Here is a 20,870-nt window from a genome sequence, read left to right on the forward strand (position 1 = left end):
ATGAACATTCGCCACCTGGCCTTTCTGGCCAGGCAGCCTTCTGCTGCCTATAAAAAACGCGATCACTTCTGGGGCATGCCCAAACGTGGCCTGGCATTCCTGCTGGCCAACGTCATGTTCTGGCAGCCCATGTGGGCGCAAGCGGACGGAATCGTGGTCAGTGCGCCCGGCACCACGCTCGACCGGGCCGGCAACGGCGTGCCGATCATCAACATCGCCACGCCCAACGGCGCGGGGCTGTCGCACAACCAGTTCCACGATTACAACGTGGACGCTCAAGGCGTCATCCTCAACAACGCGACCGGTCGCACCCAACTGACGCAAATGGGCGGGATCATTCTCGGCAACCCGAACCTGCGTGGGGCTGCGGCGCAAACCATCCTCAACGAAGTCAACGGCGGCAGTCCGAGCCAGTTGCGCGGTTACACCGAAGTGGCAGGGCAATCGGCGCGGGTGATCGTCGCCAACCCGTATGGCATCAGCTGTAATGGATGCGGTTTCATCAATACGCCACGCGTGACCCTGACCACCGGCAAACCGGTGCTGGATGGCGCGGGACGTCTGGATCGTTTCCAGGTCGATCAGGGCAGCGTCTCCATCGACGGCAAAGGTCTGGACGCCAGCGCTGTCGACAGCTTTGAAATCATCACCCGCAGTGCGCAAATCAACGCGCAGATCCACGCCAAACGCCTGAACATCACCACCGGTCGCAACGATGTAAACGCCGAAACGCTCAACGCCACTGCGCGGGCCGACGACGGCAGCGCCAAACCGCAACTGGCCATCGACTCATCGGCACTCGGCGGGATGTATGCCGGCGCGATCAAACTGGTGGGCACCGAGGCGGGTGTCGGCGTGAAACTGGCGGGCGAACTGGCGGCCAGCGCCGGGGATATCCAGATCGACGCCAATGGCCAACTGTCGATGGCCAAGGCCACGGCCGGCAATGCGATCGACATCAAGGCCAACAGTCTTGAAGCCCAACAGGCGGTTTACGCTGGCACGCAACTGGCAGTGCAGACCGCACAAGACCTGGTGAACCAGCAAAGCCTCGCTGCACGGGATTCCGTACGCCTCACCAGCGGCGGCACGCTGACCAACGCCGGCGTGATCGAAGCCGGAGTGAACGCGGACAACAGCCGTAACGGCAATGGCGATGTTGCCATCAACAGTGGCGCGGTGAGCAACCGTGGCAGCCTGTTGGCCAGTCGCTCCCTGAGCGCCAGTGCCGCAGGTTTGCTCGACAACCAGAACGGTATCGTCCAGGCCAAAACCGTCGCGCTGGGCGCCACTCGCCTGGTCAACCAAGGGGCTGACGCACGGATTTATGGCGAGACCAGCCTGGCCTTCAACGTCCCGGCAATCGTCAACCTCAGTGGTTTGATCCGCTTCGCCGACGGCCAGGCGGCAACGCTCTCCGTCGACAGTCTGGACAACCGCAAGGGCCGAATCGAAATCGCCGGCGGCCGTTTGAAGCTCAATGCACGAGCGCTGCAAAACGACGACGGCAAAATCATTGCCGGACGTCTGGATATCGATACCCGACAACTCGACAACGCTGGCGGCCTGATTGCTGCCAGCCAGGGCGAAACCAAGGTCGTCGCCCATGAACGTCTGAACAATGGCAAAGGCAAGATCCAGGCAAAGACCGACCTCGTTGTATCGGGCGCCGAGTTGCTCAATCAGGGCGGCACATTGGCGGCCGATTCGATCCGGATAACCGGCACCCGGCTGGATAACAGCGACAAAGGGGTCATCAGTGCCGAAAACGGCAAGATCGACCTGACGCTGGATCAGGACCTCGCCAACCACGATGGCAAGATTCAGGCCTCCGATCGATTGAGCGTCGCGGCCCGGAGCATCGACAACCGTAATGCCAGCCTGACCGGCAAAACCCTTGAGGTCACCAGTCGCGGCAAACTCGACAATACCCAGGGCACGATTTCATCCGATGACAGCGTGCTGGCCAGCGAAGACCTGGACAACACCCAGGGCCTGATTCAGGGCAACACGACCCTGAACCTGACCGCCCGCGATCTGGATAACACCAACGGCCAACTGCTCGGCGGTGTCGTCGATGCGACGCTGGACAATCTCACCCGCAACGACAAAGGCGCGATCAGCGCCGAAACCGGCCAGCTCACGCTGGTGGTCAACAAGCACCTGAACAATGCCTTGGGTCGACTGCAAGCCAGCAAGGGGGACGCGGACGTCCAGGCCGGCAGTATCGACAACCGCAAGGGCGTGCTGGCCGCGCAACAATTGCTGGTGATCGCTCGCGATGGCCACATCGACAACCGTGGCGGGCGAGTGATTGGCGATCGCCTCAACCTGCAAGCCGCCAGCCTGGATAACGGCGAGGGCGGTCTGCTGGCGGCGGGTGTCGACGGTGCCCGGTTTATTCTCAAGCACGCTGTTGCCGGCCAGTCGCAACTGCTCAATCAAAAGGGCCGGATCCAGAGCGACGCCGACCTCTACATCGAAAGCGACACGGTCGACAACAGCGCCGGTGTCCTGCTCGGCAAAACCATCGAAGTCACCGCCACACAGCTGAACAACAGCGACAAGGGCGGCATCGTCGGCACGGGCGGTGACATTGCGCTGAACATCGCCGGTGCCTTCAAAAACGTCACGGGCGTAGTCGACGCCGGTGAGCAACACCTCCTGCTCGAGCAACTGGTTGAACTCGATAACCGCGGCGGCACATTGCGCGGCAAACGTCTGGACATCACCAGTACGTCCATCGACAACCGCAATGCGGGTCAGATCATTGCCGGCAGTGATGGCCTGAAAATTGTCGGCAACACCCTGCTGAACCAGCAGGGTGCGATCCTCGCCAATGGCAGCCACGCAGAACTCGCACTGGGCACTGGCAGCCTGCAGAACCAGGGCGGCACGCTGCAGGCCGACACCCTGAACATCACCAGCGCCGACCTCGACAACAGCGCAGTCGATGGCAAGGCCGGATTGATTTCCAGCCTGCTGGGTGACTTGAAGCTGACGGTGACACGCCTGACCAACCATGCCGGCAAGCTGTTCGGCAAAGATCAGGTGATTTTCGATGGCTCCAGCCTGGATAACGCGGGCGGAGAGATCAGCGGCAATCGACTGGCGTTCGAAGCGGTCAGCCAGGTGCTCAATCAGGGCGGGCTGATCGAATCGGCAACCGATCTGAAACTCATCAGCGGTCAATTGAACAACAGCGCCGGCGGGCAGATCCGCGCACTGGGCGGCGCCTCCAGCAAGATCAAACTGAACGGCAACCTGAACAACCAGAACGGCGTCATCGAGATCGGCAGCGAGGATCTGGAACTGGCCGGGGCCCAGCTCAATAACCTCAGCGGCAGCGTTCGTCACGCCGCAAAAGGGCTGTTCGATCTGGACCTCAGCAACCTGACCGGTTCGCAAGGCAGTCTCACCGGTCTGGGCAACGGCGTCTGGGATATCGCGTCGGTCAATGGCGTGGGCACCTGGCAACTGAACGGTGGCCTGACCTATACCAGTGCGCAGGATTTGACCCTCAACGCCGGGGATCGCATCGTCAGTGCTTCGGCGCTCAAGCTCAACGTCGCCAGTCTGAACAACGCCGGTGAACTGGCCACTGACGGCGACCTTACGCTGACTCTCGGCGGCAACCTGATCAACAGCGGGCGCGTGTCCGCCAAACAGAAACTCGTTATCGGCGCCAACGACCTGATTCAGCAGGACGGTCGCCTGGTCAGCGGTAGTGACACCGAGCTGACCCTGCGTGGCACGCTCGACAACCTGGGCCGACTGATTGCCAACCAGAACCTCACGGTCTCCGCTGCACGGATCGACAACAAAGGCACGCTGGGCGCTCAAGGCAATCTGCTGTTCAACGCCACCAATGGCATCAGCAACGGCCCCGATACGCTGCTGTTCAGCGGCGGCACCATGGAGTTGCACGGCAACAGCCTGAGCAACTTCTATGGCGATATCTACAGCCGCGGCAAGTTGACGTTCGACGCCGTGGGCGGAGGTCGGGCGGCGTCGTTCAGTAACCTGTCGGGCACCGTCGAAGGCGAAGGTGATATCGACATCAACGCCGTTTCGTTTGAAAACGCCAAGGCCGAATTCGAAATCACCTCGGGGCAGTCGTCCGGCAGCCTGAGCTGGGTCTGTGCTCAGCACTGCGGTGGCGGTGACGGCTGGAAACGCGGTTACATCACCATCAACACCGAGTTCAACGACAAGGTCTTGAAGGACTCGCGTGCGGCGCGGTTTGTCGCCGGCAAGAACCTCACTCTTCATGCCAATAACGTCGAAAACCGCTACAGCCTGCTGGCGGCGAACGGCGATCTGACCGTGACGGCCGACAGCCTGCTGAACCAGGGCGCCGTGTCGCGCTCGGGCCATCGGGTGGTGAAGATCGGTACACCGGGGCACATCGACAACAGCCTCTGGGACAAGATGGAGTTCGTCGACATCCCGGCTTTCAACGCCGCGACAGCAGCGGGCAACTTCGACGAGGAACGCTTCAACGAGTTGGTCAGTCGTTCCAGTGACGATCGTTTCTTGCAGACCAGCGATGTCACCACTTGGGATGAAAACGGCAACAAGGTCTACTCGTCGGTGCTTCAGGCCGGTGGCAAGGTCAAACTGGACGTCGCTCACAGCATCCAGAACGGCACCCTCTACGACAACACCTACGATCAACTGACCGGCAAGCTGTCCAGCGATCAGACGACCTCGGTCGGCGGCATCAACATCAACCTGGGCAAACACAGCACCGACGCCAGCGCCCAGGCGCCGAAAGACGTCACCCGAATCGAACGCGTCGACGCAGATGGGGTGAAGCAGATCAGCTTCGTTCCGGTCGATTTCAAGGGCGTGCCGTTTGCCGCAGTCGATCCGACAGCTTCCTCGACGTTCCGTCTGCCAAAAGGCCCCTACGGCCTGTTCGTGCAGAGCTCGAATCCGCAGAGCCATTACCTGATCGAAACCAACCCGGAGCTGACCCAGTCCGCGCCGTTCATGAGTTCCGATTACCTGCTGGCTAAACTCAGTTTCAGCGCCGATGAAACGGCTCGCCGCCTCGGCGATGGCCGCTACGAGACGCGACTGATCAGCGATGCAGTGATGGCCCAGACCGGCCAGCGCTTCCTTGCCGGTGGCTTGAAAAACGACTACGAACAGTTCCGTTATCTGATGGATAACGCGCTCGCCAGCAAGAACGAGCTGAACCTGTCCGTGGGCGTGAGCCTGACGTCCGAGCAAGTGGCGGCGCTGACCCACGACATCGTGTGGATGGAAGAGCGCATCGTCGACGGCCAGAAAGTGCTGGTGCCGGTGCTCTATCTGGCCCAGGCCGAATCACGCAACGTGCGCGGCGGCAGTCTGATTCAAGGGCGCGACCTGGAGCTGATCGCGGGCAATGATCTGGTCAACGTCGGCACGTTGCAGGCGACCAAGGATCTGTCCGTCGACGTCAAAGGCAGCCTCTACCAGGGCGGTCTGGTCGAAGCCAACGAGCGCATCACGCTCATGGCCACCGACAGCATCCGCAACGCGCTGGCCGGTGAAATTCGCGGCAATCAGGTCAGCCTTACCAGCCTCAAGGGCGACATCGTCAACGATCGCACCGCCATCGCCGTACGTGACGGCGCCGGCATGCGCACTCTGGTGGACGAAGGTGGCAACATCAGCGCACGCGACACGCTGACCATCAAGTCGGGCAACGATCTCGTCAACTCCTCGTCCATCAGCAGCGGCGGCGACGCCACCCTGAGCGCCACCCGCGACATCAACCTGTTGGCGACGCGTAACGAAAGCGAACTGCACGAATCGTTCGAGGGCGGCCATCGTTCAGTCATCACCACCACCGTGGAAAACCTCGGCTCCAGTGTGAAAAGCGGCGGCAACCTGAAGCTCGACGCCGGCCGGGATCTCAACGTCCTTGCCAGCACCGTCGAGGCCAAGGGCAACCTGACCGCCGACGCCAAGCGCGACATCTACCTGTCCTCGGCGGGTGACGAACACAACGTCGAAACCCACAGCAAGGACGGCAAGAAACGCGTTCACGAAGAAGACAACCACACCGTCCAGAAGGCTGCCGAGTTCATTGCTGGTGGCGATGTCAAAACCAGCTCCGGTCGCGACACGACGCTGGTGGCGAGCAAGATCAGCGCGGGCAATGAAGCCTACGTCTACGCCGGCAACGACCTGAACCTGCTGGCTGCGCAGAACAAGGACTACACCCTCTACGACATGAAGGAGAAGGGCGGTTTCGGCAACCTGAAACTGCAGCGCGACGAAGTCACCCAGATCACCCACGTCGGCACCGAGATCAAGACCGGCGGCAACCTCTCGCTGGTCAGCAAAGGCGATCAGCACTACCAGGTAGCCAAGCTCGATAGCGGCAAGGACATCATCCTGGACAGCGGCGGTGCCATCACCTTTGAAGGGGTGAAGGATCTGCACGACGAGAGCCACACCAAAACCAACAACAACGCCGCGTGGGTATCGGCCAAGGGCCGCGGCAACACCGACGAAACCCTGCGCCAGACCCAGATGATTGCCAAGGGCAACATCGCGTTGAAGGCGGTTGATGGGCTGAAGATTGATATCAAGGATGTGAACCAGGAGTCGGTGAGCCAGACCATCGACACCATGGTCAAGGCGGATCCGCAGTTGGCGTGGTTGAAGGATGCTGAAGCGCGGGGGGATGTTGATTGGCGGTTGGTGAAGGAGATTCACGAGTCGTTCAAATATGACAACTCGGGGGTCGGGCCGGCAGCACAAATCGCCATTGCGATCATGATGTCGTTTGTCATGGGGCCAGGAGGGTTGGCGTTGGTGAGCGGAGGCGCCACTGGTGCAATTGCCACCAGTCTGGCGACCACGGCTGTGACCAGCACCATCAGCAACAAGGGCAACCTGGGTGCTGCGTTCAAGGAAACTTTCAGTGCAGACAGCCTAAAGAACGCCGCTATTGCCGGTATTACGGCGGGCGTGCTCGATTACGGGGACAAGCACTGGTTCGACGCAGCCGCGGGAGGCGTCAAGAACGCGAACATTCTCACCAGCTCCAACTTTACCGATGTTGCGATTCGGACAACGGGGCGGGCGGTCATAACGAGTGGCATTTCCACTGTTGCTGGTGGCGGCAGCTTCGGGAGCAACTTCGGCTCTGCGCTCGTGGGTGAGGCGGGCACCGTCGGGATGGCGACCGGGTTCAATTGGGTCGGTGACAACACCATCAAGTTTCCGGAAGGGGGTGTTGTAAAAGTCGTAGCGCATGCGCTGATGGGGGGAGCGATTTCCCAAGCGCTGGGAGGGGATTTTGCCACCGGGGCGGCGGCTGCTGGTCTGAACGAAGTGGCAATGAATGCACTGGTTGGCTTTGCAAATGGAAACGACGATCTACACGTGATGCTTTCGCAGCTAACCGGTCTCATCGGGGCTGCGGCGGTAGGAGGGAACGTTCAGCTCGGGTCCAACATCGCCAGCAATGCTACGACCTACAACTATCTCTATCACCGTGAGGTGAAAGAGATGCTGGCGGAAATGGACAGCAAAACCACGGATGAAGAAAAGCAGGCCGTTCGCCAGAAATACGATGACCTCAATGCTTTGCGAGAGCTTGAGCGAGATGAACTGTGTAAGCAATCCGTCGAAACCTGCCAGACCATTTCACGTGACTTGGTGGGTGATGACGAAAAATTGTCTGCGTTGATTGCGCAGTTAAGGCATGAGGGTAAGTCGGTTGCTGCTTGGGTCGGAGAGGTTCAAGAAGGAAATTTACGCTCTACCAACTCTATGGCCGCAGTCGTAAACTCAGAAGGCGGAGGTTTCTTCACCAAAATTGGCGCGGAAATAGTCAAGGTTGGTGCTGGTGCAATTCCAGGTTTTGGATCTGGGAAAGGTTCGACTGATACAAAAGGAGCACCTGAAAAAGGTACTCCCCCAGAGAATTGGACGCCTGTCGGGGCGGGAAGAGGTGGTGCATTTAATGAAGCCAAACGTCAATCAGGCATTCCGACAAGCCAGCAACCTTCCCGGATAACACAGAATTTCGATAAACGGGGTAATCCTCAGCCAGGGACTATGTATGAATTTGAGGTTCCTCAATCGGGTGGTGGTACGCGGACAGTAAGAATTCGTGATGACGCGGGGGGGCATGACTACGGCGCTGGAGACCCTCAAAATCGAGGTCCTCATTTTAATGACGAGTCCGGAAATCACTATGACTACTGAAGTTAAAATTTTTAGTACACCAGATATCTCTGTTGATAACGAAGTGATTAATATTCGATCAGAAAGTGGGAAGGTCAAAGATGTGCTATCTGCTGCGAGTTTTTTGGTTGAAAGCACATCGAGTGAGTCTATTGTTTTTGTATTAGAGTTTATTGCTAATGTTATTGAAAAGTCGTTGCCGGCGTATGAGCTTTGGCTACTGGTTGGTAGCTCCGCATGGCAGTCAGACACGAGAATTATCCGCTATCGAGGGTTGTGGGGGGCACTGAAGTTGCAGGGGGTTGAAATACCTAAAGCGACTGATTTGAAAGATGTTACGGTAGAAGCAGATGGGAAATTAAAGTTCTACGGTGCTCTACGATTGTCAGAGTTGCCAGTTCGAACTGTCGTTGATACGGTTTTGGCTGGATACCGTTGTTATATGGTTGCGCTGCCTAGCGATGCAGGGGGCGATATTGCTTTATCTATGCCTTGGTCTGGAATTGCAAGTGAGGATTTGGAATTTTACTGCTTGATCTGTGAAGGGAAAGGTCTGCTGTTTAAAATGGTGGGTGAGTTTGATGATCCTGAGAGGGGGGTTGTATCAATTGGGTCGCCAATCTTAGTGCAGGAACTTTTGAGTGGGGTCAAAGAGTAAGTGAGAAACAAAAAAGGGGACAGATTTATTTGATTTAATAAATCTGCCCCTTTTGTTCCTTTTGTTCCTTTTGTTCCTTTTGTTCCTTTTGTTCCTTTTGTTCCTTTTGTTCCTTTTGTTCCTTTTGTTCTTGTCCCATTTTTGTCGTAAATTCTGATTGGGTTATTTATGTTCTTAAATGAGGAATTTAATGAGTTTCGAGCCAGATCGTTTTATTTGAATGGGATCCCGGTCTGCGAGGTTTTGGTACTTTTTTTCAAGCTTGAGAAGTCTCAGTGGTGTTCGCTAAATATTGGGGAGGGAGTCGCGATATTTACTAGCGACGAGCCTGAGCCCGAGGTTGAATTGAATTTAAGCTTGGGTGGTGACGTTGATTATCCTGTGATGCGGATGCCTGTGCTTAATGATTTTGTTGGGAAGAAAATACACAGAATATTTGAATATCGAATCGAAGGTTTGGATGAGGGATGTGTAGGTGTATATTTCGACTGTGGTGTTTGTGGATTTAGTGTTGTTGAAAATAATGGTTGTCTGTCATTTGTAAGTGGTGTTTCTGATTTTGAAGGGGAAGTTGTTTTGGTTGAGAAGGATTTTATCTAGGCTGTAATAACAGCAAAGCCGGACGGATTTATATGATTCAATAAATTTGTCCAGTTTTTCACAAGAAAAAAGTTATTTAACTTGGAGTCAAAGGGGACAGATTTGAATGGCACTTACTTAACATGCTTAGCGTGAGAGGAAAGGGGACGAGGAAAGGGGACGGATTTATTTGATTTAATAAATCCGTCCCCTTTTTTGGAGGGGGCACAGTTTTAAGTGGGACTTAAGAGATGATTGACTCGAAAACCGGTGAGCGGATATTAGTTTGCGTCGACGAGATTTATGGACCGTACATTAGAGTTTCGACATTTCAAGATGGCGGAGCTTTAGAAGAAGTATTGGATGAGAGGTTTTTTGTACTTTATTGGAAAGGCGTTCCGGACGATCTAAAGGATCTGGGAGGGAATGAGTACTTTTTTGGCGGGGCTGCAGATCCGGTTAAACTACAAAGGATTATTGATTCTATAGAATTCGGTATACATGGAGATGGGGTTGTTTGATTAATAGTCTGTTCCCTTTTGAGCTGGCGAGGTAAAAATATGCGACGGTCTTTATCTTGGGTGGTAGGTTCTGGCCGATCATGCGAAGGTGGCATGTTAAGAGACCCTTCCTGGAGTGATGTTTTAACACAACTGAAGAAGTCCTGTCATGGCGCGGGAAGCATAACGATGGATGTTGATGAGTTGGCCGGATTTGAACTCTTGACACTACAGGTGGTTGCAGACGCAGGAAAATATGTCCTTACTCTTGGGGAGGACGATGGTAGTGATTACGATGTTAGGATGTTTTCCGGAGATGGGAGCAGCGGCAAGAAGATTTGCATACAAGGTGAGCTTGTAGAAAGTTCGATGGTCTGTTCGGATTTCGAGAGGGTTGTTGAGATATTCAAACAGCTCTTTGATAGTGGTCAAGTCGCGCGGAATCTAATGCGCTGACGCTGTCGGCGTAATAATGATCCTCTTTAGTTCTTGTCTTGATTGGGTTTTTGATGCTTTTAAGAAAAGGAAATGGATTTATTTGATTCGGTGATTGGTTTATAGTTGACGCGAATCCAGGATGGAGAATTAAGTGAAATTTATAAAATTGATGCCTGATTACGAATGTCATCCTTTATGGAATATTTCTCCCGATGAGTATGGCGATGTCGATCCTCTGGGTCTTCCAGTTTCTGATGCGCTTAAGTCGCGCTTGAAAGCTTGGGCTACCAAGTACGATGAAACTCTAGATAGGGACTATCCACCAAATTCAGGTTTTAAGAGTGAGGTCTTGGAGTTTAAGTTTAGGGAGGAAGGTAAGCTTTTGGCTGAGGCTTTGCAAAATGAACTTGGTTTGGGGTATGTGATTTCAATTCAAATTTAAAAAAGGAGTTGTATGTATTGCTTTCGGAGAATGTAAATTTATTAATGGAAATTCTTGAAGGAAAACTACCAAGTAAGATATTTAATAGGGTTCTGGAAGGCTGAGCCTAGTATGGATAAATATGAATTGGCTGATGTTTTCTTGGCGAGATTTGATCGCTTAGTAAAAGGGGACGGATTTATTAAATTAGTTCGGATTTCGAGAGGGTTGTTGAGATATTCAAACAGTTCTTTGATAGTGGTCAAGTCGCGCAGAATCTAATGCGCTGACGCTGTCGGCGTAATAATGATCCTCTTTAGTTTTTATCTTGATTGGGTTTTTGATGCTTTTAAGAAAAGGAAATGGATTTATTTGATTCGGTGATTGGTTTATAGTTGGCGCGAATCCAGGATGGAGAATTAAGTGAAATTTATAAAATTGATGCCTGATTACGAATGTCATCCTTTATGGAATATTTCTCCCGATGAGTATGGCGATATCGATCCTCTGGATCTTCCAATTTCTGATGCGCTTAACTTGCGCTTGAAAGCTTGGGCTGCCAAGTACGATGAAACTCTAGATAGGGACTATCCACCAAATTCAGGTTTTAAGAGTGAGGTCTTGGAGTTTAAGTTTAGGGAGGAAGGTAAGCTTTTGGCTGAGGCTTTGCAAAATGAACTTGGTTTGGGGTATGTGATTTCAATTCAAATTTAAAAAAGGAGTTGTATGTATTGCTTTCGGAGAATGTAAATTTATTAATGGAAATTCTTGAAGGAAAACTACCAAGTAAGATATTTAATAGGGTTCTGGAAGGCTGAGCCTAGTATGGATAAATATGAATTGGCTAATGTTTTCTTGGCGAGGTTTGATCGCTTGGACAGTAAAGTTCTGCCTGCGATATGGCACTGGAAAAGTGTCAGATCAATTAGAGGTATGTCGGACGAGCAATTCGATGAGACCGTGCTTGCTCTGATGAGGTCCGCAGGCTATAGGGTTTGAAAGGAAAGATGAAAAAGGGCGGTTCTGTTCCTTCACAATAACGGGAACGAAAGCTCAGGCACGATCCTGCTAATGGAGCGGTTGATGTGTAATCCCGAAAGCTCAATGTTTGCAGCGCTTTTCAAATATCGCCACGGTGTAGGTGTGGCCTTGTTGGTGGCGGCACTCATAAACGGTTATTTTCAGTTCAATGGCAGTTGGGGACGTTTTTTCACTGTGCTCGCGGTTCAACTGTGGTTTGCGCAGGGGGTCTACTGCTACTTTTGCGGTGCGAGCATTTCAATTGCCCCGGGTGGGTTGGGAAGAGATGCTGATCCCGAATGGCGTGCTGCGCTGGCAGTCTTCGCCTTTGTTTTATACGCTGTATTTTTCTTTCTGGATTATCAGTATTGATACTGGGACAAATCCATTCGAAAACGCCCCGAATTTATCGGGGCGTTTTCATTTGCCAGGCAGCAGACTTATCTAAACGCCGGCACCACATGCTTGATAAACAACTCCAACGACTTCTTCTTCTCCGCATGCGGCAAGCTGTTGTCGCACCAGAAACTGAACTCATCCACCCCCAGTTCCTGGTAGTACTTGATCCGCGGAATAATCTCTTCCGGTGTACCGATCATCGCCGTCTTGTGCAGGCTCTCCAGCTCAAACTCCGGACGGCCGGCAAACTTCTCTTCCGGGCTCGGAGCGAGGAAGCCGTTCACCGGTACTTCCTTGTTGCCGAACCACGCATCGAATGTGCGGTAGAAACGTGAGATGGCTTTAGCGCCGACCTTCCAGCCTTCCGGGTCATCCACTGAATGCACGTGGGTATGACGCAGCACCATCAATTGCGGACGCGGCACTTCGGGATTGTTGTCCAGCGCGGTCTGGAATTTGTTTTTCAGGTCGAGGACTTCTTCATCGCCCTTCATCAGCGGCGTGACCATCACGTTGCAGCCGTTGGCTACGGCGAAGTTGTGTGAGTCCGGGTCGCGGGCGGCGATCCACATTGGCGGGTTGGGTTTCTGGATCGGTTTCGGCACGCTGGTCGACGTGGGGAATTTCCAGATGTCGCCATTGTGGGCGTAGTCGCCTTGCCACAGCGCGCGGACCACCGGGACCATTTCCCGCAGCGCCTGACCTCCGCTGGAAGCAGGCATGCCGCCGGCCATGCGGTCGAATTCCACCTGATAGGCGCCACGGGCCAGGCCGACTTCCATCCGGCCGTTGCTGATCACGTCGAGCAGGGCGCATTCACCGGCGACCCGCAATGGGTGCCAGAACGGCGCGATGATGGTGCCGGCGCCGAGGTGAATGGTGGTGGTCTTGGCGGCGAGGTAGGCCAGCAGCGGCATCGGACTCGGCGAGATGGTGTATTCCATGGCGTGGTGTTCGCCGATCCACACGGTGCTGAAACCGCCGGCCTCGGCCATCAACGTCAGTTCGGTCAGGTCTTCGAACAGTTGACGGTGGCTGACGCTTTCGTCCCAGCGTTCCATGTGTACGAACAGGGAAAATTTCATGACGCTACCTCGAATCTCTTGTGGTCGGCCGGTCGCTTGCCGGCCTGTTTAAGTGCAATTGTGCGGATCAGGCGAAAGCGGGCAGGGCGCCCATCTTGCCGTGGCAATACACCAGGGGGCCGGCGTCCTGTTGGGGCACGATGAGGTTTTTCACCGCGCCGACCATGATCGCGTGGTCGCCGCCTTCGTATTCACGCCACAGCTCACATTCGATGATAGCTGTCGCGTTGGCCAGGATCGGGTTGCCCAGTTCGCTCAGTGTCCATTCGATGCCCTGGGCCTTGTCCTTGCCTTTGCGGGCGAACGCGTAGGCTTCGCTCTGCTGTCCGCCGGACAACACGTGAATGGCAAAGCGTTTGTTCCTGATCAGGACGGGATAGGAGTCGGAGCTGTAGTTGGGGCAGAACAGCACCAGGGCCGGGTCCATCGACAGCGAGCTGAATGCGCTGGCGGTCAGGCCGACGATCTGGCCGTCGTCATCCAGCGTGGTGATGACGGTGACGCCGGACGGGAACGAGCCCATGACTTGTTTGTAGACGGCAGCATCGATCATTGGTCAATCCTCGAGTGCGGTGAAGCGTGTTTTTATTCGTTTGTGGGTCTGATGGTATACCGTAATACATAGATTGCAAGCGCTTTTTTGGTGAAACGATAAACGTGGTGCATTCGTCGGAAACTCAACATTTACGGGCCTTTCATCTATCCGTAAAGCCTGGCTATCGGGGAGGATGCCGGATCAGTTGCCGCCGTAAACAGCGGATCAGTCTTGTGAAAATGTTGGAATACCATAATATGGTGTTCATCTGAGGGGCGGCCAGGATCGTCCCCGGTTTGGCTTCATACAACGATAAGAACAGACCCAATCGAGTTCATATATGTCCCAGATGTCCCGGCAAGATCCGTTGATCGAGAATCACACGGTCGACTACGTCCCACTCGCGGAACGCCACGGGAAGGCCCGCGACCTTTTCACCCTTTGGTTCAGCACCAACATTGCGCCACTGCCCATCGTTACCGGCGCCATGGTGGTTCAGGTGTTTCATCTCGACCTGTTCTGGGGGCTGCTGGCGATTGCGCTGGGGCACATGATCGGCGGGGTGGTGATCGCCCTGGCGTCGGCGCAAGGCCCGCGCATGGGCATTCCGCAGATGGTGCAGAGTCGTGGCCAGTTCGGGCGCTACGGTGCGCTGTTGATCGTGTTTTTCGCCGCAATCATCTACATCGGTTTCTTCATTTCCAACATCGTGCTGGCCGGCAAGTCCATTGTCGGCATCGCGCCGTCGGTGCCTGCACCGCTGAGCATTCTGATCGGTGCCCTCAGCGCCACGGCCATCGGTGTGATCGGCTACAACTTCATACATACGCTCAATCGCATCGGCACCTGGGTGATGGGCAGCGCGTTGCTGGCCGGGTTCATCTACATCTTTGCCCATGAGTTGCCGGCGGACTTCTTCACCCGTGGCAGCTTCAATCTGTCCGGGTGGCTCGCGACGGTGTCGCTGGGGATCATCTGGCAGATCAGTTTCTCGCCGTACGTCTCGGACTATTCCCGCTACCTGCCGGCGGACATCGGTATCAGCAAGCCATTTATCGCGACTTACCTGGGCGCCACGCTGGGCACGATTCTGTCGTTCACCTTCGGTGCGGTGGCGGTGCTGGCGACACCCGAGGGCACCGAGGCGATGGCGGCGGTCAAGCAGTCCACCGGTTGGCTGGGGTCGATTCTGATGGTGCTGTTCCTGCTCAACATCATCAGCCACAACGCGCTGAATCTGTATGGCGCGGTGCTGTCGATCATCACCTCGATCCAGACCTTCGCCAGCCAGTGGACGCCGAGCATCAAGGTGCGGGTGATTTTGTCGAGCGTCGTGCTGGCGGGCTGCTGCGTGGTGGCGCTGGGGGCATCGGCAGACTTCATCTCCGAGTTCATCGGCCTGATTCTGGCGCTGCTGCTGGTGCTGGTGCCGTGGGCGTCGATCAACCTGATCGACTTCTACCTGATCAAGCGCGGCAGCTACGACATCGCCTCGATCTTCCGCGCCGATGGCGGGATCTACGGGCGCTTCAATCTGCACGCAATCATTGCCTATTTCATCGGCATCATCGTGCAGTTGCCGTTCGCCAACACCTCGTTGTATGTCGGCCCCTACGCCAACCTGGTGGACGGTGCGGACCTGTCGTGGCTGGTCGGCCTGATCGTGACCTGCCCGTTGTATTACTGCCTGGCGACGCGCGGGCAGACGCAGCAGAGTAGGGCGGCAAAATTGGGTTTTACTGACTGACTGTTCGCCGTCTGTTCAAACAATGCCCGGCCACTCGCCGGGCATTGTCGTTTCAGTATTCTGACGGTCACTCAAATTGGCCATATCGATCCCCTTTTGGCCAATCGGCTACTGTGCGTCTTGTGCGCTTGTCGGCAAGAATCGAAGCCACAACAAGACGCTGCACCTTCCTTGCCCTTGGCTGACCTGACAGCCGCTGCCGTGTACAGAACATAAAAACCATCGACTCACGCTGCATTCGGGGAATCACAATATGGTCACGATGAAACGCATTCTGGGCGCTACTGTTTTCGGGCTGACGCTGCTGGCCAGCGCCGTCCAGGCCGAACAGCGCGAACTGCGGGTATACAACTGGGCGGATTACATCCTGCCGTCGGTGCCCAAGGACTTCGCCGCCAAAAGCAACATCAAAGTGACCTGGGACACCTTCGACACCAACGAGTCCCTCGAAGCCAAACTGCTGACCGGCAACTCCGGCTACGACCTGGTGGTGCCGTCGAACCAGTTCCTCGATACCCAGATCAAGGCCGGGGTGTTCCAGAAACTCGACAAGTCCAAGTTGCCGAACTGGAGTCACCAGGACCCGGCGCTGCTCAAGTTGCTCGATTCCAACGACCCCGGCAATCAGTACGGTGTGCCGTACATGGTCGGCACGGTGCTGATCGGTTTCAACCCGGCCAAGGTCAAGGCTGCGCTGGGCGAGAATGCGCCGGTGGACAGCTGGGATCTGGTGTTCAAACCGGAGAACATGGAAAAGCTGAAATCCTGCGGCGTGGCGATGCTCGATTCGCCGTCGGAAATCCTGCCGCTGGCCTTGCATTATCTCGGTCTCGATCCAAACAGCCAAAATCCGGCCGACTATGAGAAAGCCAAGGACCTGATGCTCAAGGTTCGCCCCTATGTCACCTACTTCAACTCGGCCAAGTACATGACCGACATCGCCAACGGCGACATCTGCGTGGCCATCGGTTATTCCGGCAGCTTCTACCAATTCGGCAACCGCGCCAAAGAGGCGAAGAACGGCGTGGTGGTCGATTGGCGTCTGCCGAAGGAAGGCGCGCCGATCTGGTTCGACACCTTCGCCATTCCGAAGAGCGCGAAGAACGTTGAAGAGGCCCACGAGTTCCTCAACAACCTGCTGGATCCGAAGGTCATCGCCTCGATCAGCGACTTCCTCGGCTACCCGAATGCCAACAAGGATTCGCTGCCGCTGATCAACAAGGAAATCACCGGCAACCCGAACCTGACGCCGACCAGCGAGGCGTTGAAGACGTTGTACGTGGTGCAGCCATTGCCGCAGAAACTGGAGCGGGTGCGGACGCGGGTCTGGACCAGCATCAAGTCCGATAAGTAAGTTCAAAGCCGAGGGAGCGAATCCCGCTCGCTCCCTCGGCCGTTATTTCGCCTGACTTTCTTCGGGCGACTTGTCCTTCGTCAGTACCAGACTGAGCAACACCGACGCCAGTATCAGCCCGCCGACAATCGCCAGCGACCACTCCACCGGCATGTGAAACCACGGCATCGCCGTCATCTTCCCGCCGATGAACACCAGCACCAGCGCCAGTCCGTATTTGAGCAGGTGAAAGCGGTCGGCCATGTCCGCCAGCAGAAAGTACAGCGCCCGCAGGCCCATGATCGCGAAGATGTTCGAGGTGAAAATGATGAACGGATCGGTCGTCACCGCGAAAATCGCCGGGATGCTGTCGACCGCAAACATCAGGTCGCTGGCCTCGATCAGCACCAGCACCAGAAACATCGGCGTGGCCCAGCGCACGCCATTCTGCAGCACGAAAAAGCGCTCGCCATGAAAGCCGTTGGTGATCCGCAGATGCCCGCGCACCCAGCGCAGAAGCGGATTGTTATCGAGGTCCGGTTGCTGTTCGGCGAACACCAGCATTTTGATCCCGGTGATGATCAGGAACACGCCGAACACATACAGCAGCCAGGTGAACTGCGACACCAGCCACACCCCGGCAAAGATCATCGCCGCGCGCATCACGATCGCCCCGAGCACGCCGTACAGCAGCACTCGACGCTGCAACTCCGGCGGCACGGCGAAGTAGCCGAAAATCATCACGAACACGAACATGTTGTCGATCGACAGCGACTGCTCGATCAGATAACCGGTGAGGAATTCCAGGGTCTTGCGCTGGGCGATTTCGGGGCCGAACTCGCCGTTCAGATAACACCAGAGCAGCCCGGCGAAGGCCAGCGCGAGCACGCACCACGCAATCACCCAGGATGAGGCTTCGCGCACCGAGACCCGATGCGCCTTGCGCCCGCCGAAGACAAACAGGTCAACGGCCAGCATGGCGAGAACAAAAACGATGAAGGCGGCCCACATCCAGGGTTCGCCGATGTTGATGGGGTGCATGTCGTTCTCCCTGTCTTTATGTTTTTCGGGGTAGACGGGGCCATGCTAGTAGGAGAATTCCGAGGAAGAAAAATCGTTTATTTCGTGGGTATTGTTCGTGAATAACGAAGTGTCAGGTGAGATGGGCAGATGCGGGTAATACTTCATTCAACACTTCTTTGCTAACCTCGCTGTCGAGCCAGCCCACCATGCCAGGAGCGACGATCATCGACACGCCAGATCCTCAAGCCGTCTGCAGCCCGATCACCAGCGCTGCGATCTTCATCGTGGCAACCCTCAACGCCGAAGCCGAGGCGGCCGAGAAGGTCCGCGACTGGTGCGCCGATATCGCAGGCCTGACACGCTCGGTCGGCAAGCGCGTTCCCTCGGGCAACCTGTCCTGCGTCTGTGGGTTTTCCTCCAGCGCCTGGGATCGTCTGTTTGGCAGTCCACGACCGGCGTCCCTGCATGAGTTTCGCGAATTCGGTATAGAAGGGCGGCGCGCCATTTCTACGCCGGGCGATTTGCTATTGCACATTCGTGCCGATCAGATGGACCTGTGTTTCGAGTTGGCCACGCAATTGATGTCGGCACTGGACGGCGCCGTGACGGTGACCGACGAAGTGCAGGGTTTCCGTTATTTCGACATGCGCAGCATCATCGGTTTTGTCGACGGCACGGAGAATCCGGTCGGCCGCAAAGCCGAGCATTTCACCCTCGTAGGTGATGAAGATCAGACGTTCAGTGGTGGCAGTTATGTGTTGGTGCAGAAGTATCTGCACAACATGAAGGCGTGGAACGAATTGCCGGTCGAAGCGCAGGAACGGGTGATCGGGCGCACCAAGCTGTCCGATATCGAGCTGGATGATTCGGTCAAACCGAGCAACTCCCACAGTGCGTTGACGACCATCACCAAGGACGGCGAGGAAGTGAAAATCCTGCGCGACAACATGCCGTTCGGCCGGCCCGGCGCAGGTGAATTCGGCACTTACTTCATCGGTTACGCGCGTTCACCGGAACCGCTGGAGCAGATGCTGGAAAACATGTTCGTCGGCAAACCGCCCGGCAATTACGATCGATTGCTGGACTTCAGCACGGCGGTCACCGGCAGTCTGTTCTTTGTGCCTTCGGCGGATTTGCTGGAAGAACTGGCGGAGCGATAAAAAAAACGGCGGGATCATTCGATCCCGCCGTTTTTTATTTACTTGCCTGCTGCCAGGGTCGGCGTACGAGGCGGCACCAGTCGTTTCGACCCGGTCGCCTCGAACGCCGCTGCCAGACGCAGCAACGTCGAATCGTCATAGGCGCGACCGGCAAACGTCAGCCCAACCGGCATACCGATGTCGGCCATCACGCCCATCGGCACGGTGACGGTTGGGACGCCGAGGTGGCGGATCGCGAGGTTGCCGTTGGCGACCCAGATGCCGTTGCTCCAGGCGATGTCCGCCGAGGCCGGGTTGACGTCGGCGTCGGCCGGGCCCACGTCGGCGTTGGTCGGGAACAGCACGGCGTCGAGGCCGAGGCGATCCATCCAGTCTTCGAGGTCGAGCTTGCGGGTCTTTTCCAGACCGCGCAGGCCGTCCGGCAGCGTCGGGATCTGATCCCACGGCGTGATGCCGCGTTCTGCCATGCGCACGTATTCGTCCATCCCGGCGGCGAGGTCGCCCTCACGGTTGGGCAGGGTGCCCGGGTCGTGCGGGAAGATTTTCGGCCCGTCGACATCTGCCAGTCGATTGAGTTTCGGATCACCGTTGGCGCGCAGGAAATCATCGAAGGCCCAGGCCGACAGGTCCCACAGTTCGTGATGCATGAACTCTTTGGAGACGATGCCGCGATTGAACACGGTCGGCGCGCCCGGACGATCGCCTTCGCAATTGGAGACCAGCGGGAAGTCCACTTCGATGACTTCGGCACCGGCGGCTTCGAGGGCCTGGCGGGCCTGTTTCCACAGGTCGATCACCGAGGCGCGGGTGTTGATGCGCTGCCCGGTCGGGCCGCCGATGCCCGGCTCGTCGCTGGTGCCGGCCTCAGGGTCGGCGTTGATGTACATGCGCGGCACGCCCAGGCGTTTGCCCGCCAGGGCGTCACTTTTCACTGCGAGTTCAAGGTAGGAAGCAGGGCGCACCGAGGCGACGCTCGGGATCGGCACCCAGGGCTGCAGGCGCCACAGGTCGCCACGGGTGTCGGTGTCTTCGGCGACCACTACGTCGAGGACTTCCAGCAGATCGGCCATGGTGCGGGCGTAGGGCACCACCACGTCCATGGTCGGCGTCAGCGGCCAGTTGCCGCGCACCGAAATCACCCCGCGCGACGGCGTGTAGGCGCACAGACCGTTGTTCGACGCCGGGCCGCGACCGCTCGACCAAGTCTCTTCCGCCAGACCGAATGCCGAGAAGCTCGCGGCGGTGGCGGTGCCGGCGCCGTTCGACGAGCCGGAAGCAAACGGCGCAGTCAGGTAATCCGCGTTGTACGGGCTTTCAGCGCGGCCGTAGACGCCACGCTGCATCCCGCCATTGGCCATCGGCGGCATGTTGGTCTTGCCCAGGCAGATCGCGCCGCCCGCACGCAGGCGCTCGATGGTGAACGCATCACGCTGGGCCACCAGATCGGCGAACGCCGGGCTGCCGGACGCAGCGGTCAGGCCTTTGACCAGATAGCTGTCCTTGGCGGTGTAGGGGATGCCGTCCAGCGGACCGAGGGTTTCGCCCTTGGCGCGGCGGGCATCGGACGCCTCGGCTTCGTTCAAGGCCTCGGGGTTGCGCACGATCACCGCGTTCAGGGCGGTGGCGGTTTGCGGGCCGTCATAGGCATCGATACGCGCCAGATAGGCCTGAACCAGTTCAACCGCGGTGGTCTGGCCGGATTCGAGCGCCGAGCGCAGTTGAGCAATGGAGACTTCAGTGACTTCGATCATGCTGTTACCGCCGACAGGTTCGCTA

General features: G+C 56.7%; 15 protein-coding genes. 11 read left to right on the forward strand and 4 right to left on the reverse strand.

The window, feature by feature from the left end; all coding sequences use genetic code 11:
* The 8 genes from ACKLNA_RS03240 to ACKLNA_RS03275 all read left to right on the forward strand — a co-directional run bounded on the left by ACKLNA_RS03240 (position 1) and on the right by ACKLNA_RS03275 (position 12,184).
* On the forward strand, positions 1 to 8,217 hold the full coding sequence (locus ACKLNA_RS03240; protein ID WP_408984834.1) for a DUF637 domain-containing protein: 8,217 nt from the start codon (positions 1 to 3) through the stop codon (positions 8,215 to 8,217).
* Complete coding sequence (locus ACKLNA_RS03245) at positions 8,207 to 8,854, forward strand: hypothetical protein (protein WP_408984835.1); 648 nt, start codon at positions 8,207 to 8,209, stop codon at positions 8,852 to 8,854. The genes ACKLNA_RS03240 and ACKLNA_RS03245 overlap by 11 nt, the downstream gene beginning before the upstream one ends.
* A 345-nt stretch (positions 8,855 to 9,199) precedes the next feature.
* The gene (locus tag ACKLNA_RS03250) at positions 9,200 to 9,454 is read left to right on the forward strand and encodes a hypothetical protein (RefSeq protein ID WP_408984836.1); all 255 of its coding nucleotides are present in this window, start codon (positions 9,200 to 9,202) and stop codon (positions 9,452 to 9,454) included.
* A gap of 230 nt (positions 9,455 to 9,684) precedes the next feature.
* Positions 9,685 to 9,954: a hypothetical protein gene (locus tag ACKLNA_RS03255; protein WP_408984837.1), complete on the forward strand. Its 270-nt coding sequence runs from the start codon at positions 9,685 to 9,687 to the stop codon at positions 9,952 to 9,954.
* Between the two features lie 39 nt (positions 9,955 to 9,993).
* Entirely contained in the window at positions 9,994 to 10,389 is a 396-nt protein-coding gene (locus ACKLNA_RS03260) for a DUF6911 family protein (RefSeq protein ID WP_408984838.1), read from the forward strand.
* A gap of 133 nt (positions 10,390 to 10,522) precedes the next feature.
* Complete coding sequence (locus ACKLNA_RS03265; protein WP_408984839.1) at positions 10,523 to 10,813, forward strand: hypothetical protein; 291 nt, start codon at positions 10,523 to 10,525, stop codon at positions 10,811 to 10,813.
* A gap of 402 nt (positions 10,814 to 11,215) precedes the next feature.
* Positions 11,216 to 11,506, forward strand: coding sequence for a hypothetical protein (locus ACKLNA_RS03270; protein WP_408984840.1), 291 nt, complete (start codon positions 11,216 to 11,218; stop codon positions 11,504 to 11,506).
* Between the two features lie 369 nt (positions 11,507 to 11,875).
* A complete protein-coding gene (locus tag ACKLNA_RS03275) occupies positions 11,876 to 12,184 on the forward strand; it encodes a hypothetical protein (protein ID WP_408984841.1) in 309 nt (102 codons plus the stop codon).
* Positions 12,185 to 12,252: 68 nt separating this feature from the next.
* On the opposite strand, the gene ACKLNA_RS03280 is transcribed toward ACKLNA_RS03275, so the two are convergent.
* The gene (locus ACKLNA_RS03280) at positions 12,253 to 13,296 is read right to left on the reverse strand and encodes an LLM class flavin-dependent oxidoreductase (RefSeq protein ID WP_408984842.1); all 1,044 of its coding nucleotides are present in this window, start codon (positions 13,294 to 13,296) and stop codon (positions 12,253 to 12,255) included.
* A gap of 67 nt (positions 13,297 to 13,363) precedes the next feature.
* Entirely contained in the window at positions 13,364 to 13,849 is a 486-nt protein-coding gene (locus ACKLNA_RS03285; RefSeq protein WP_408984843.1) for a flavin reductase family protein, read from the reverse strand.
* Between the two features lie 322 nt (positions 13,850 to 14,171).
* Here ACKLNA_RS03285 and ACKLNA_RS03290 point away from each other — a divergent pair, with 322 nt between their 5' ends.
* Positions 14,172 to 15,578, forward strand: a complete 1,407-nt coding sequence (locus ACKLNA_RS03290; protein WP_408984844.1) for a purine-cytosine permease family protein — start codon at positions 14,172 to 14,174, stop codon at positions 15,576 to 15,578.
* Between the two features lie 253 nt (positions 15,579 to 15,831).
* Complete coding sequence (locus tag ACKLNA_RS03295; RefSeq protein ID WP_248741933.1) at positions 15,832 to 16,932, forward strand: polyamine ABC transporter substrate-binding protein; 1,101 nt, start codon at positions 15,832 to 15,834, stop codon at positions 16,930 to 16,932.
* 42 nt (positions 16,933 to 16,974) lie between these two features.
* On the opposite strand, the gene ACKLNA_RS03300 is transcribed toward ACKLNA_RS03295, so the two are convergent.
* Positions 16,975 to 17,952, reverse strand: a complete 978-nt coding sequence (locus ACKLNA_RS03300; RefSeq protein ID WP_408984845.1) for a TerC family protein — start codon at positions 17,950 to 17,952, stop codon at positions 16,975 to 16,977.
* A 188-nt stretch (positions 17,953 to 18,140) separates the two neighbouring features.
* On the opposite strand from ACKLNA_RS03300, the gene ACKLNA_RS03305 reads away from it, so the two are divergent.
* Positions 18,141 to 19,094, forward strand: a complete 954-nt coding sequence (locus ACKLNA_RS03305; RefSeq protein ID WP_408984846.1) for a Dyp-type peroxidase — start codon at positions 18,141 to 18,143, stop codon at positions 19,092 to 19,094.
* Positions 19,095 to 19,132: 38 nt separating this feature from the next.
* Here the strand turns inward: ACKLNA_RS03305 and ACKLNA_RS03310 are convergent, their stop codons facing one another.
* The gene (locus ACKLNA_RS03310) at positions 19,133 to 20,845 is read right to left on the reverse strand and encodes an amidase (protein ID WP_408984847.1); all 1,713 of its coding nucleotides are present in this window, start codon (positions 20,843 to 20,845) and stop codon (positions 19,133 to 19,135) included.
* Positions 20,846 to 20,870 lie beyond the last annotated feature (25 nt).

The sequence above is a fragment of the Pseudomonas sp. UV AK001 genome (assembly GCF_046097675.1).
In the GTDB taxonomy this organism is placed as follows: Bacteria; Pseudomonadota; Gammaproteobacteria; order Pseudomonadales; family Pseudomonadaceae; genus Aquipseudomonas; species Aquipseudomonas kribbensis.